Origin of the sequence: Timonella senegalensis JC301, from assembly GCF_000312125.1 — a bacterium.
GTDB lineage: Bacteria > Actinomycetota > Actinomycetes > Actinomycetales > Cellulomonadaceae > Timonella > Timonella senegalensis.
Map to the genome: position 1 here is coordinate 28,296 of NZ_HE978644.1, position 14,104 is coordinate 42,399.

Annotated in this window: 15 protein-coding genes and 1 tRNA gene; 3 read left to right on the top strand and 13 right to left on the bottom strand. The window is 57.6% G+C overall.

Features of this window, described 5'->3' with window-relative positions:
* The first annotated feature begins 76 nt into the window (after positions 1-76).
* Together HGSM_RS14165 and HGSM_RS10750 are read left to right on the top strand one after the other, a co-directional pair.
* Positions 77-1,144 (top strand): alpha/beta hydrolase, encoded by a 1,068-nt coding sequence (locus tag HGSM_RS14165; protein WP_019148764.1) that lies wholly within the window; start codon positions 77-79, stop codon positions 1,142-1,144.
* Positions 1,145-1,247: 103 nt separating this feature from the next.
* A tRNA-Thr gene (locus HGSM_RS10750) sits at positions 1,248-1,323 on the top strand.
* Between the two features lie 463 nt (positions 1,324-1,786).
* On the opposite strand, the gene HGSM_RS10755 is transcribed toward HGSM_RS10750, so the two are convergent.
* The 11 genes from HGSM_RS10755 to HGSM_RS10810 all read right to left on the bottom strand — a co-directional run bounded on the left by HGSM_RS10755 (position 1,787) and on the right by HGSM_RS10810 (position 12,788).
* Entirely contained in the window at positions 1,787-2,584 is a 798-nt protein-coding gene (locus tag HGSM_RS10755) for a ribonuclease H-like domain-containing protein (protein WP_230197538.1), read from the bottom strand.
* Positions 2,585-2,900: 316 nt separating this feature from the next.
* Positions 2,901-3,215 carry a hypothetical protein gene (locus tag HGSM_RS10760; RefSeq protein ID WP_019148766.1) on the bottom strand — a complete coding sequence of 105 codons (315 nt, stop codon included), beginning with the start codon at positions 3,213-3,215 and terminating at the stop codon, positions 2,901-2,903.
* Positions 3,215-4,024, bottom strand: a complete 810-nt coding sequence (locus HGSM_RS10765; RefSeq protein ID WP_019148767.1) for an N-acetylmuramoyl-L-alanine amidase — start codon at positions 4,022-4,024, stop codon at positions 3,215-3,217. The genes HGSM_RS10760 and HGSM_RS10765 overlap by 1 nt, the downstream gene beginning before the upstream one ends.
* A 63-nt stretch (positions 4,025-4,087) precedes the next feature.
* On the bottom strand, positions 4,088-4,333 hold the full coding sequence (locus tag HGSM_RS10770) for a hypothetical protein (RefSeq protein WP_019148768.1): 246 nt from the start codon (positions 4,331-4,333) through the stop codon (positions 4,088-4,090).
* Between the two features lie 16 nt (positions 4,334-4,349).
* Positions 4,350-4,778, bottom strand: a complete 429-nt coding sequence (locus HGSM_RS10775) for a hypothetical protein (RefSeq protein ID WP_019148769.1) — start codon at positions 4,776-4,778, stop codon at positions 4,350-4,352.
* Between the two features lie 166 nt (positions 4,779-4,944).
* Positions 4,945-5,448, bottom strand: coding sequence for a hypothetical protein (locus HGSM_RS10780; RefSeq protein ID WP_019148771.1), 504 nt, complete (start codon positions 5,446-5,448; stop codon positions 4,945-4,947).
* On the bottom strand, positions 5,445-7,502 hold the full coding sequence (locus HGSM_RS10785) for a hypothetical protein (protein WP_019148772.1): 2,058 nt from the start codon (positions 7,500-7,502) through the stop codon (positions 5,445-5,447). Before HGSM_RS10785 ends, HGSM_RS10780 begins: the two co-directional genes overlap by 4 nt.
* A gap of 97 nt (positions 7,503-7,599) precedes the next feature.
* Positions 7,600-7,851, bottom strand: a complete 252-nt coding sequence (locus tag HGSM_RS10790; protein ID WP_019148773.1) for a hypothetical protein — start codon at positions 7,849-7,851, stop codon at positions 7,600-7,602.
* Positions 7,844-8,026 carry a hypothetical protein gene (locus HGSM_RS10795; RefSeq protein WP_019148774.1) on the bottom strand — a complete coding sequence of 61 codons (183 nt, stop codon included), beginning with the start codon at positions 8,024-8,026 and terminating at the stop codon, positions 7,844-7,846. The genes HGSM_RS10790 and HGSM_RS10795 overlap by 8 nt, the downstream gene beginning before the upstream one ends.
* 67 nt (positions 8,027-8,093) lie before the next feature.
* On the bottom strand, positions 8,094-8,936 hold the full coding sequence (locus HGSM_RS10800) for a pyocin knob domain-containing protein (RefSeq protein ID WP_154646330.1): 843 nt from the start codon (positions 8,934-8,936) through the stop codon (positions 8,094-8,096).
* Between the two features lie 513 nt (positions 8,937-9,449).
* Complete coding sequence (locus HGSM_RS10810) at positions 9,450-12,788, bottom strand: phage tail protein (RefSeq protein WP_019148777.1); 3,339 nt, start codon at positions 12,786-12,788, stop codon at positions 9,450-9,452.
* Positions 12,789-12,843: 55 nt separating this feature from the next.
* Here HGSM_RS10810 and HGSM_RS10815 point away from each other — a divergent pair, with 55 nt between their 5' ends.
* Positions 12,844-13,329: a hypothetical protein gene (locus tag HGSM_RS10815; RefSeq protein WP_019148778.1), complete on the top strand. Its 486-nt coding sequence runs from the start codon at positions 12,844-12,846 to the stop codon at positions 13,327-13,329.
* A 45-nt stretch (positions 13,330-13,374) separates the two neighbouring features.
* On the opposite strand, the gene HGSM_RS10820 is transcribed toward HGSM_RS10815, so the two are convergent.
* Together HGSM_RS10820 and HGSM_RS10825 are read right to left on the bottom strand one after the other, a co-directional pair.
* Entirely contained in the window at positions 13,375-13,773 is a 399-nt protein-coding gene (locus HGSM_RS10820; RefSeq protein WP_019148779.1) for a DUF5361 domain-containing protein, read from the bottom strand.
* Positions 13,773-14,081, bottom strand: a complete 309-nt coding sequence (locus HGSM_RS10825; protein WP_019148780.1) for a hypothetical protein — start codon at positions 14,079-14,081, stop codon at positions 13,773-13,775. Before HGSM_RS10825 ends, HGSM_RS10820 begins: the two co-directional genes overlap by 1 nt.
* Positions 14,082-14,104 lie beyond the last annotated feature (23 nt).

Here is a 14,104-nt window from a genome sequence, read left to right on the forward strand (position 1 = left end):
ACTACAATATCCTGGGCTTCGACCCGCGCGGCGTGGGCCTTCTTCCGAGCCCATCAAGTGCCTGGACAGTGAGGCTATGGACCGCCACGTTGCCGCCTCCTATCCGGCCGAGGTCACGGAGAAGGTTCTCGCACTCGTGCAGAAGGATGCGGACGCGTTCGCTGCCGCCTGCAAGGAGAACTCCGGTCCCGTCATGGAGTTTGTGGACACCCAGAGCGCAGCTCGTGACATGGACCTGATACGCGCACTTGTTGGGGACGAAAAGCTTAACTACCTTGGCTACTCGTACGGAACCCAGCTGGGCGCAACCTATGCCGGAATCTTTCCCGCGAACGTTGGCCGCGCAGTCCTAGACGGTGCAATCGACCTGCGCCTGAGCTCGTTCGAGCAGACCAAGCAGCAGGCGATTGGGTTTGAGAATGCACTCCGCGCATTCGTGGAAAACTGCCAGACCAACTCCGACTGCGTGCTGACAGGAAGCGTGGACGACGGCATGGAGCAGGTATCCACGATGCTCCAATCACTCGGAACTAACCCGCTTCCCACGGACAGCGGCCGCGCGCTAACCAAGTCCCTAGGCTTCTACGGCGTTGCCCAGCCACTGTACGCTAAGGCGCTGTGGCCTGCACTTGAAGCTGGACTGCATGACGCGGTCGCGGCACAGGATGGCTCGACGCTCCTCGAACTCTCGGACGAATACTTCGGCCGGGACGAAGACGGGAACTACACAAGCAACCAGACCGAGGCGTTCACCGCAATCAACTGCCTGGACACGCGCGATGTCGAAGACTTTGCTGCCATGAAGAAGGAGTCCGAGGAGATCGTGAAGGCTGCCCCGACCATGGGAGAGTTCTTTGGCTGGGGCGGGGTGACCTGCAAGAACTGGCCGTTCCCACAGGCGGAACAGAACTTTGATCTGAGTGCTGCCGGCGCCGACCCCATCATGGTCATCGGCACCACCAACGACCCCGCAACCCCATACGTGTGGGCCCAAGGGCTGGCCGAGCAGCTCGACTCTGGGTTCCTCGTGACCCACGAGGGCGAGGGCCACACCGCATACGGCATGGGCAACCAGTGCATCACGGATGTGGTGGACTCCTACTTCGTAGACGGCACCATCCCAAGCGAGGGCAAAACCTGTTAGCGCGGTCACAGCGGATAATTTTGCACTCGGGCCCCGTTGCTCGGTAGAGTGATCTCGGTTCTTCGCTCACATCAGTGATTCGCTCCGGGTGTGGGAGAAGCCGGCCGCCTTAGCTCAGTCGGCAGAGCGTTTCACTCGTAATGAAAAGGTCACGAGTTCGATTCTCGTAGGCGGCTCCAATCAAAAGGCCCGAAACCTCAACGGTTTCGGGCCTTTTGCTGTACCTAAGTAAAGTAGGCGATTTCGCGCTTACTGTAGCCATTACTTTAGCCAAGAGTGATTCTGAGAGCGCGGCACAGCAAAACACGCGGTGACATGGCAGTTTGTTCTTAACCTTCTGGGGTTAAGTGTTTCTAGGAGCCGCATGATGGTGCGATTTTGGGTGTGGTCTGGCCTTAACGCTCTAGGGTTGAATCGTCTCGATTAACCCTATGAGGTTTAGAAGTTCTCCACAGGCTGTCCACAACGATGAAAAAGCCCCCACCCTGTGAAGGGTGGGGGCGTTTTGTTATTCGTCGTAGTCGTCCCAGCGTTTCGGGCGGTAGTGGATTGGGTGTGGCTTATCGTCGCCGCACCACATCGCGCACCGGTCAGCGGCCTCACGTGAGGAATATTCGCTGAAGCAATCAGGGCATTCGAAACTCATCGTGACTCCCTGGATGTAACAGCTGCTTTGCGATGGTTGGCGCGGATCTGCTTCCCACACTTCTTGCACACGTAGTTTGCGTACACCGTCACCGCAGTTTTCACTGTCCCGTTGCGTTTCAACTTCTTGTGCCCGCAGTTAGGGCAACACCACTCACGACCTTCAAACAGGCCTAGATGTGGGTGTCCCGGTATCCACGGACGCAAATAGTCGTACAACATTTCCGTGACACGCACGTCTTGCAGGTTGTACTTCCGCATCAGCTTCCAAGCCTCACGGTTACCGTTCATGCAGTCGATCCACATTTGGAAGCCTGTGTGTGGCGTCTTCGAGCCGATACCCAACTGGGTGACAATGTTCTGCAACTTATTCGACGTGAACCGGAACTGGCGTTTCACGACTTGCAGTAGATCAACCTCCCGATACGGGCGTGGCGGCGTGAGTCCAAGCAGCAGGAACTCGCGGTTCAGATGCTTCATGTCGAACGTCTTCCCATTGAAGTGCACGACAATATCGGCCTCGTCCAACAGATCCCACGCTTTACGGACCATCTCTTCGCGGGTCATCGTGTCTTCGCCAAAGAACATGCCCTCGTCTTCGTCATACCACTTGGCGACGAAACACATCATCCGGGTCTGCTCCACCATCTGATCGAGGCTAATGTTTTGCCCCCATTGACCCCACACCCACGCAAGATTAGGAGTCGTCTCAATATCGAGCGTCAAGATCCGGGCCTGACGTACACGCGCACGCACAGGCCCGGCAGACAGCCGTTCCGCTAGGCTTTTGGACACTGGCAGTCTCCCCGCCTGTGCCGACCCAGAGGGCTTTCCTTGATCGGGTATCCCGCCTCAGTCATCATGCGAGACAGGGCCGCTACACTCCACGCTTCACCCGATGCCATAGGGGCACCGCTGGCGGCTGCCAGGAACGCTTTGCGGTCCTTCTTGGAGAGTCGTGACGCGAGGCCCTTCACGGAGCATATGGACGTGAAAGGGCTGGGTTTTGGTGCTGCTTGGAGTTTGTCAGCGAGGCTCAACGGTGCCTTCTTTCAACGGGCAATCTTGACAGTCTTGGCCGCAGCATTCAGCGACAATCTGAAACGAGAGCTCACTCATCGTCTGGGTCCTCCGCATACAGCATTTCCGTGTCCGACGGTTCCTTGACTGCGTCAGGGGACGGCGTGACTTGGTATGCGTCAGGGATGCCCTGGGACAGGATGGAGAAGTACGATGCCGCACCAGCCAGTCCCGCGGTGACGACTGCGGATGCGGTACCCAGCCCAGCCGCTACGAGCCAATCCCCAGTGAGTGCAACGACCACCCCAGTGGTTGGGATGACCGACGCGAGGGACTGTGCCGCAGTACGAATGAAACCGCGCTTAGCCGCGAAACGGATAGCAGCCGGAACAAGTTCATTGCTCATTATTTCTTGCCCTTCGAGAGGTAGTGCATGGAGTAGTGCGTGCCGTAGTTGGTGACGCCCCAAGACGTGGACCCAACCTTCACGATCTTCGCCAGATAGATGTTGAAGCCATTCGCGCGGCGGGTCTTGATCTTGTGTTTGGTAGACGGTCCAGTGCGGCCTACGAGGCGGTCGCCATTAGGTACGCCGGTGACGTGATACCAGCCCGGCTTCGCAACAGGCTTGGCAGGCGCGGGCGGATTAATGCGCTTGTCTCGGCGCTTCTTGAACTCCGCGAGGAAGTACTTCCAGTCGAAGTCCTTACCGGGGTCTGAGCGGCGCCCTGGGTCCATCTCGCCGTGACCGATGAAACCGGGCTTACGTGCGAGCGCCTGAGCGCGCGTAATGTGCTTGGCCGGAATCAGGATCTTCTTGGTTTTGTACAGCCACTCAGCGAACTGCGCGAAGCCCTCCGCGAGCTGACGCACCGCAGCCCTGCCACGGTCCCCGAGTTTCTTCCAGTCCTTGCACTGAATCGCAACCGACCCACCAACGCTCCAGTTGTTAGTGCGGGTGTCATGCCACGCCTCAGACGCCCACGGCACAAGCTGCACACGCGAATCAGAGTCCGCAAGGAAGTGGTAGGACGCCTGCCGGCCCGAGTTCGTGAAGTACTTCGCTACAGACTCAGCGCCCGCATCAGGGCCGATAAAGTCCGTGGCATTCTCGGCAGTATGGACGACACAGGTACCAGTGGGGGTGCCGCCATTACGGCGCTTTTCTCCCCACTGCCGGACCGTCTGGGGGTGTTTCTGGAAATAGGTGGCCACGAGGTGGCTCCTTCCTGGGCATAAGAAAACCCACACCGGCTGGTGTGGGTTAAAGGTGAGGGGTTAGTAGTCGGGCCAGGGCGGTAGTTTGTCCTGGGGGACGCCACGATCGATCAAATCGTGGCGGAGTTGATGCGCGTACTCTTCAAGCTTGCGGCGCTTCTTTGCTTCCGTGTCGCGCTGCTGCCAGGCGTCGTGCTCGCGCTTGGATCGTCCTGTCGCCCATTGGAAGATCCCCTCAAAAAGTTTGAGGAGGATCGCGCCGATGCCGAGTGTGGACAGTATTTGTATGAGGGTGCCGATTTCCAATGGTGCCTCCCGGCTTTCAGATGGTGGGTGGCACTCGGTCTGGGTCGTAGGGTCGGACGCGTATTCGATGCCAGCGCACGATCTGCATGAGCGCGACGCTCGTGACGAACGAGAGTTGCAAGAGTCTGTTGCCGGGTGTGGTGGCGTGGAGCGTGAAGATGATGATCGCGTACAGAACCGAGGCTAGACCTACGGATAGTACCGCGGTTCTTTCGAGCCACCAGATTCCCGGCAAGGCAGCAAACGCACCCACGATCCCGCCGAAAGCCAGGAGGGCGGAGAGTGTGGCCATCGCTGCGGTTCCTATCTGTCCGGCTAATGAAGCGGGCGGGTCCAAGAGTGCGAGGATTCCGCCTGCGGCGAGGCATAGGTAGATGAAGAAGTACAGGATGGAGATTACGCGTGGTTGGTGGATGCGCAGCCACAGGCGGGTGATGGTGTTCATGGTGTTCCTCCTTGTTCGATGTGTCGTAGGAGGTCGCGTGTGAGTGCGCGCGTGTCTTGTAGGTCGGCTTCCGCGGTGAGGTTTGCCTGCTCGAGGTCTGTGATGGTTCGGGTTTGTTGGCGTTGAGTGTCGAGCTGACGCAACACCACCCGATCAGTGATGCCCATCAGATGTAGTAGTCCACTTCGATGTCCCACGCCTCGCCGGAAGATAGGGTCACTCCTGGGATGGCGTGGGTCAGCGCACAGATCCCAGTAGCGGAGTTGAAACGCACGAATGCTGTTTTGACACCACTGTTGGTGAAGGTGGCTTGCACTGGTAGTGGGGAGCCGTGCTGCCATCCGGCGGGCATGGTGAGTACGGTGACATCGCCGAGGTTGCCGTTCGCGGATGGTGTGAGTGTCGCGCCGCTGTAGTTGACACGGATACTTCCGGAGATGTGTCGGCCTACGCGGGTGAGTGCGTATTGGTTGATAGTCCAGTCGCTTGATCCCATGGTGAAGGTGAGGCCGCTGGTTACCCAGCCGGTGTCGTATTCTGTTGCGCCAGCGGGGGAGAGTGATCCGATCCAGTTTCCGATGTTGGTGTCGTTGACTATCTCGGTTGCCACGCCACCCACGAGTAGTTTTGTGCCGTCGAGGTAGAGGACGGGTTTTGCTTGTACGGTCATGAGACCTCCACACCGTTCTTTTCGATCCATGCCGCTGCTTGGTTGAGCGTGAGGTCACCGACGTTTGCCTGTAGCCATTGGGCGCGTTGGTTGATGGTCATGGATGGGTTGATGTTCATGAAGTATTTCGCTTTGTCTGCGATGGTGAATGCGAGCAATGCGAGGTTGAGTGTTTGGGTTTGCTCTGCCGGGCCGGACTGGCTGTTTGATACGCCGTAGATGAGGGCGCGTGACCTGATGGCCGTGTTCGATGGGTCGTAGATCGTGATGATCTGCCCGAGTTTGCGGCCCATGTGTGGGTCTACTTCCACGCCTTGCAGGACGGGTAGCGGTTCACTCAACGTGGAGTGGAGCCATGCGGCAAGGTTCTGTGCGTCCTCAACCGACTGGATGATCGTGCCGCCGTCGTGCCGGTAAGGGTTCTCAGCGGTCTCTTCGGAAGCTCCGATTGCGTAGACTTGTTCTTCGCCTGGTCGGGTTACGTCGTAGGCTCGGAGGGTTAGTCCGCCGCCGCCGTTCTCATCACGCACCCACAAAGTGCCGTTGGTGGTGTTGGTGATGGCGAGTGTGAAAGACGCGGGCGTATGCCACACAATCTGCACTTTGATCGCGTCTTCGGCGGGCAGTGGACTAGTACCGTCTGCCGTGGTGAAAGCGATCCACCGCGACCCGGTAGTGGCTGTGCCTGTGGTGTCTTGTGTGAAGCCGTCGAGCGCACCCACTGCAACCTTGTCGAGCGTGACTGGAATCCGCACGGTTGCTTTCGCGGTGATGCGTGTTGGTGTTTCGGACACCCACACCGTCTGCGTCGCACTGTTAGTGACCGTGCGTTCGGCGGGAGTCCACGCGACCTCCACACGGTCAGCAACCTCTTCTATATCGACTGACCACGGCAGGTCCGCTACCGTATCTGTGCCGATGATTTCCGTCGAGGCCGCACCCAAACCACGCAACCTGTCCTTGGAATAGAACACGAGTTCGCCGGCTTCCGTAATGAGCGTCGCGCCCATCACTTGATCGGTGACGGACTTCAAAAACTCCCACGCTGACTCCTGCTTATCCAAGAGCACGTAGTCCATGCGGATCCCCGATGCTTCAATGAGCGCGGTGGGCTGGTGATAGACCAGATCATAGTTATCGCGTGCCACGATCCAGTACATGGGCGGCATTGTCGCGCCGCCACGGATGACAAGCCAATCCGTGGGGATGGGTACGCCGTCCATGGTGGTGATTTGCGACCAGCCCAAGGTTGGGTTTGTGGGTGTGGTGCCGTCTGCGATCCACCGTATGCGGGTGAGGACGCTATCAATGCCTTGTGAGGGCAGGTAGTTGCGGCGTTGGTTGATTTGTAGGACACCCGTTGTGCCGCTGATGGTGATGCTTTGGCTGGTTGGGGTGCCTGCTCGAACTGTGGTGAATGTGAGGGTGTCACCCACACGCTCGACAGTCATGTTGACGCCGTTAAATGCGAGGTCGAACTTTTGCCCGGACAGCATCTTCGTGCGAATGGAGACAGTGCCCCAGTTCGCGTCAGACGGTTCAGGCCGGAACATGTAGTTCAGGTTGGAGCCCGCATCGAGTTGGAGGGCGCATTGCCCGTCAACGGTGATCCATCGTCCGCCGTCGCTGTTGGGGGAGAGTCTGCCTGGATTCCCTGCCAAGTGCCCGCACAAGGGCGCGTGGAGGAAGTCAGCAGAATGCGTGGGCGGCGCTGTAGTCCACCCGAGAACGGATGCTGCGTCACGGATGAGGCGGGCGGTGTCGCCGCCGGTGATTTCTGGCGTGTAGTAGGGGAGAGTCAAGGCCCTTTTTTTGGGTGCGATTTCTTTCACGATGGCGGTGATTTGCGGGCTGAGTGCTGAGCTCGCGTGTAGTGCGGTGATTTGCCCGGTGAAGATACGCGAGAGTGGCAGGCCAATATCGGATGCTGCGTCGATGGTGATCGACTGGCCGGGAAGCGCTGACGCTTTCCACGGCTCGCCCGAATCGTTCAAGAAAGTGACCGTGCCGCCACGCGTACTGACGCCGGAGCGGGCGCGCGTTTGTCCTGGCACGCCCGCTCCTTGTAGATCGGAATCGACACTCCACGACTCGACCGAGCCAGTGTGTGGCGTGGTGACGCGCGATTGCGGAGTGACAATATCCATTGGTTTACCCGATTTCTTCGAGAGTGATTTGATAATCCGACTTCACGCCAGAATCCGTGATCATTTGCAGGGTTCGGTCTGGGTCTTTGACGTGTACTTTTGGCACACCATCACCAGTCCGGAATCCTGTGTGTGGGCCTTCTGTGAGCCTGTATTGGCCGGTGCCTGCGGTGGCCGTGATGACGAGGTGTGTTGCCGCACCGGAGTTGATGGTGATCGCCCCGCGTTTCCCTGCTGCCGGTGTCACGCTAGGCATGCGCACCGTCCGGCAGACTGAGCTCGGCAGGATCGCCACCGTCCTCGAGGTAGCGTGTAGCCAAATCCCGGATTTGCGCTGGTACCGCAGCCAACCTCGCGCGTCGCTCTTGCTCTCCAATGACCGCGTTCAAGTGGTCCGCGAGTTGTTCGTCTGTCATGTTGTCGAATGCCATGCGTGGTTTCCCCCTCAGTTTTCGGGCATAAAAAATGCACCCCTCGGGGTGCTCAGTTCAGTGCAGGTTAGGCGTTCGGGATAGACCCGACCGCAGTACCCGGCAAGACAGTAGGCCACGCATTGGTTGTTCGGGCGTCTACCCGCCCGTATAGAGCGCCCACCGTCTGGTAATCAGATGCAGCGACACCAAGCGTGTTTCCACCGGGTGTGCTTACTCGCCTAGTGGTTGGAAGGTTCGTGGCGGTGTGGGCGATCGCGCTTGTACTTGAGTTCGTTTGTATTAGGAAGCCTTGAGGCGGCGTGAAGAAAGTCCCTGAAGTAGCCGCAGCACCGTCCAAACCCGCGAGAATAAAGACGAGATCATACCCGTCGCGCCACAAATACAGTGAGCCAGTCCACCCATTCTCAAGAAGGCTAGATACATTCCGGATGCCCGTGAACCCGTAAACGAGCTGCTCACGGTTGTTCAGGTTGTCCCACGTATAAATCGCACGACCCGCAGTCTGATCCACACGCTGTGAAGGAATGAACTGCCAAGGCTGCCATGCCCCAGAAACACGCACCCGCTGAAATGAGCCCTTCCCCGCAGCCGCAATCGCTCCAACAAGAGTGAACGTGTGCACCACATTGTTATCGTCAGCTCGGCGCGAAACAACGAGACAGCCCGTGCCGCCAGCAACCGGATACCCATTAGCAAGCGTCGCATTCACCGACTGATGCTGGAAATATGTGCCATCCGCGAAAACAGTATCCAGACTTGCCGTCCCAAGGTTTCCCTTGATCGGCAGTGCCGCATTCGCGGTCGCTTCCGTCGCATTAACTGCCGCTTCAACCGAGGCGCGCCACGCCAAATCAGTCGCCGCCCAAGGATCCTGACCCTCCACCGGCTTAGAAGTAAAAGAAGCCATCACTCACTCTCCAAAAGGACCAGACCCAAACGGGCCAAAACCAAAACCATTACTAGGCGTGCCAGCCGCAACCACAGTCACAACCCCCACACCATCACCAAGAGCGGACAACGTGTAACTAGTGTTCGGACGCACCGGAACCACATACGAGCGCACCTCCGGATCACCCGCCGCCAACACACGACGACCAGCAACCACACCCGAACCACCCGACTGCAACACCCTCGGCGCAAGATTCTCCTTCGCCGCGACACTCGTGTACAAGAACACGTCACCAACCACGCCGCCGCTAGCCAACTCACCCAACCACGCCACAACAGCCGCATCCGACCACTGATAAGAGAGTGACCACGACCCATACGACCGCACCCCACGCTGCACCACACGACGACCAGACAACGCAGTAAACACGCTAGAAGGACGGTCAGGAGAAACAGCAACGGAAGGCCACACAGTGACCTTCCGCTGCTCCCCAATCGGCCCCAACCAACAATCCAAATCAGCCAAGACCGATCACCTCCACCTATCCTCAGCACGACGACCCGCAGCCATAAACGAAGCCAGCGGACGGCCTTCCAAAGTGAAATCGACGCTAGAAGTGACCTCAACCGGACGACCCTCCAGCATCGCAGCCAACGCCGCAACATCAGCATCAGACAACCGGCGCCCATCACCAGAACCAGCAACCGAACCAGGCAAACGCGAACCAAAACTCACGTCAGGATTCACGTTCGAGAACGGCTTCTGAATACCCAAAGCAACAGACTCCGCAGCCCGAAGAGACAAACCAGCACCAATACCCTGAGCAAGACCAGCATCAACCATCGCGCCAATCTGATCCCGGAAAACCCGAGACGGAGACTTAATACCAAGCGCCTTCTTCACAGCCTTCACAAGCCGATCAGCCAATTTCTTAGCAGCCTTCGCCAACTTGTCAGCATCAGCTTCCAAGCCCTTCACAAGACCAGCCTGCGCCTGAATACCAGCATCAAACATCTGCCCAGCCACATAATCGCCAGCATTCTTAGACCAAGTATTCAAAGACGAATAATCCGCCTTCAACTCCTTAACCTGCGCAGACGTACCAGACAAGAGCGCATTAGCGACCTGCATACCCTTCTCAGTACCAAGACCAGCAACCTCCTGAACAAGCCCAGGAGGGATACCCTTCGCAACCAGTTCCTTAAGCTTGCCCGCGAACTTCTTAGCCCGAGCGGCCATCGACTTCACAGACCCAGCAACAGCCTTAAAACCGGCCTGCCCAGTCAGATAATGCCCAGAGCCAGTCGTCATCCCAGACGTGATATCCAGCTCGCCCTTAATCGAATTAGCGATCTGCGCCTTCATATCAGCGCGAGCCTTCTTCATGTCCGCCAGGCTCTTCTTAGCCCTGTCGAGAAGCCGCTGAACGCCATCCTGCGCCTTACCAATATCGGCAAGAGACGCAGACTTCACCGTCTTAGAAGCCACAAGCTGATACTTGTTGTTCTTTTTCGTCCGCCAATTACCGGCAGCCGTCAACGACTTAAGCAACTTCACTGTGCCGTTGTTCAGGCCCAGCCAACGCTTAACACCGCCCTTATACTTACCGTCATCCCACAGCGTCTTTGTCGTCTTAGACATGGATTTAGCCCACGCCTTCGTCGCCTTCAACTGCGCGTTCTGACCCTTAGTGAGTTTGCTAGTCGGGATTTTTCCGAGCGCGTCCGTGAACTTCTTCAAGGACTTCTTCACGCCGTCATAACCCGACTCGAGACCCTTCACGAAACCCAGGATGATCGATTTACCCGCAGCCGTAAGAAGACTCTTGTCCTTCTTCTTCGGGCCCTTCCAGTCAGGAATCTTCGAGGTCAGCCAGTTCAAACCTTCCTGAACCTTGCCAAACCCTGACTGCAATCCCTGCCACAGGCCGTCGATGATTGCTTTGCCTGCGCCGTACAAGATGCTTCCAGCGTTCGCGAAAGCACCCTGAATACGCGCACGCAACCCGATCACAGCCGCCGCCACACGAATAGCACCCTGCGAAGCCGCCGCCTCCATCCGAGACCACGCCGTCTGAGCGCTAGTAACCATGCGATCCCAGTCGAGCCCAAACGCTGCAGCGAGACTCTTCATCTGCCCCGTAACCAGACCAGACACAGACCGGATGCCAGTCGCAGCCGCATCCTTAATGCCCTGGAAATTCCGGGAAACAATGGAGCGAGCGGACTCCCACGCGGTAGACCAGTCGCCAGCCACTAGCGCCTGCACGCCTGCGATCGCGTCAGACCAGTTCGCGCTAATGCCTGCAAGCTGGCGCGTGATAAGCCCGAAAATGCGTTCAACAGTCGCACCGAATGTCTCGAACGCAGGACCAAGCCCACGCAGCACAGCCTCAATAATTGGACCCAGAACTGTCATCAAGTTAGAGAACATGCTCGCGAGTTGCTGCACCAAAGGAATAGCCGAATTGATGATCCTCGCAAGCGACGACCCCAACGATTCCATCGCAGGTCCAAGGTCTTCGCGAATCCCGTCGATGACAGGCCCCAAGTCCTCCTTGAGCTTCGTGAAGATCTCGGACATCTTCGTGCCAGCGTTCTCGAGCGACAACCGGAACTCGTCAGACGTATTCCACAAGGTCGCTACAAGCCCCACAACGACACCGACAATGCCGCCAACCTTGAGGAACTTAGCCCCCAACGCGGCAACACCACCGCCACCACTTAGGCCAGCAGTCAACGCCCCAATGCCGCCTACGAAACTACCAATCGTGGACACCACAGACCCGATCATGGACAGCACCGGACCGAGCACCACAACAGCGCCCGCAACCTTCAAGATCGTTGACTTAGTGTCGTCGTCAAGGTCGTTCCACTTGTCAGAAAGCTCCTTGACTTTCTCCACCATCGAAGCGAAAGCCTTACCAAACTTCACGCCAAGTTCCTCAGCCTTCGGGCCAAGCGAGTCCATCTGCTTAGTCAAATCGCCCATGAGTGGCTTCAACTGCGAGAAGAACCCGCCACCCTTACCGCCAGCATCAAGGAACGAAGCCCCAACGCGCCCAAGAGACGCCTTAAGGTTGTCCCAAGCGCCCGTAAACGAGTTCTCACCAACGACCTTTGCAGCACCGCCGATGTTCTTCTTGATCGCGTCAAAGAACTCTTCACTGGAAATCTTGCCCTTCGAGGCGAGTTCCTTCACCTCACCAGCAGTCACGCCGGCTTCCTTCGCGAGCCACTGGTAAATCGGGATGCCACGGTCGGCCAGCATGTTCAGCGAATCCGTGTACGCGACCTGTCCGGTCTGCACCTGGTTAAGGATGTAGCCCATTTCGCCAAGGCCAATACCAGCAATAGCAGCAGCATCCGCCGTCATCGTTAGGTACTTCGTTAGGTCCTTGCCAGGCTTCACCCCAGCGGCCACAGCAGACGCAGCAATATTCGCTGCATCGCCAAGACCAAACGCCGTGCCCTTCACAGACTTCAACGCCGAATCCATGATCGTTTCAATGGATTTACCGTCATGACCCAGCGCCTTCAACTTCGCGCGCGCCGTATCAATACCCACAAGACGCTTAAACCCGAGCGCCGCAGACACGCCCGCAACAGCCATCGCAGCACCCACAGCTGGCTTCGTAATGTACGAGGAGATCTTCGAACCCACCGAAGACAACCCACTACCCAAAGACTGGATCTTCGACCCGACCTCTTTAAGCCGCATTCCGCGCCCAATAGACGAGGAAAGGTTCTTTCCCATCGACTTGCCGGCTGCCCCCATATCAATGCCCGACAGTTGGGTGGAAATCTGCTTTTGAGCGCCCTTAAGAGAAGGCACAAGAGTCACATAAGCCGCAGCAAGCTCGGTAGCCATAAGACCCCCAAGAAAAAGATGTACTAGTGGAAAACGCCCACGTAGACTTGTGGACATGAAAAAACTCAGGGGAATCACCGGGCTCATCGCCATCGCATTAGCGGTCACCGCATGCGGGCCAATCGATGAAAACGTCTACCCAGGCACACCGACACCCAGCGCCACAACAACGGCAGACGCCACCCAAGAACCAGAAAAAGAAGAAGAAACAACTGAACCCGAGCCAGAGAAAGAACTCACCCTCGGAGCAGACGTTGAAAAAGCGCTTTTGAAAGCGAACGCAGTTGAAAAGTTCACGCAGCTGGAAACGTCCAGCCCCGGCTTCGCGATAACCAACATCGAAGCAATCAACGAAATAACCATCCGCGCCCACATCCAAGAAACCTTGGCCGACGACGAAGCAGAAAACACTGCACGCTGGATCAGCCAAATGTCATGCACGGACGTTCCAGACGCCGAAACGATCGTCATCCGCGACGCATCCGGCACAGACCGCAACTGCTACGCCGCCAAAATCAACAAACTCCCAGCCTGCAACTAACCAGTGGTGCGGGAGACCCCAAATCATCCCGCACCACCGGCAAACTCACCCCACCTGACGGCGGGGGAGGCGCAACAGACGCTTCACCTCATCAACAGGCAAAACCGCTGCGTCTTTAAACCGGCCCACAGGCTTATCCACCTGCCCAGGCCGGGGAATAGGCTTCGGCTTATTCCGATTCTTCGCACCATCACTGCTCTTAGACCAAGCAATCCAACGCAAAGTATCAGCCACCTCAGCCAGCAAATGCTCTTGCGGCCCCCACACCGTTTCCGGCGCAACCGCACGAACAGTCGCAGACTCACGCGGAAGATTCACAACCAAATCCGCCAAATGACGGACAGAAAAAGAATCCCCAACATCGTCAACACACAGCCCGTAAAACCGCTGCACATCCGCACGCACCTGCGACGGATACTTACGCAGCAGCCATACGAGCTGCATCAGTTTGGGCTAACAGACTCCATAAGTTCCTTAAGGAACTCCGACGCCGCATCAACCGGGACACGCCCATTCTCACCATCACGCAGGGCATCCAGAACCTCGTGGAACTGATCCCCAACAAGTTTGCGCAGCAGGCCAGCGACTCGCAGCCCGTTACCCTCATTGATCTGGTCCAACGCATCCAACACTTCAAAATCATCGAAAGCAGTCGGATCAACAACCACCTCAACACCACGAACAGACACCTTCCGTGGAGCGTCCTTCTTCACCAGGTGATCCTGTGGCTTCTTAACCTTTGCTTCTGGCATTTCCGCGCCCTTTCTGAAAACCG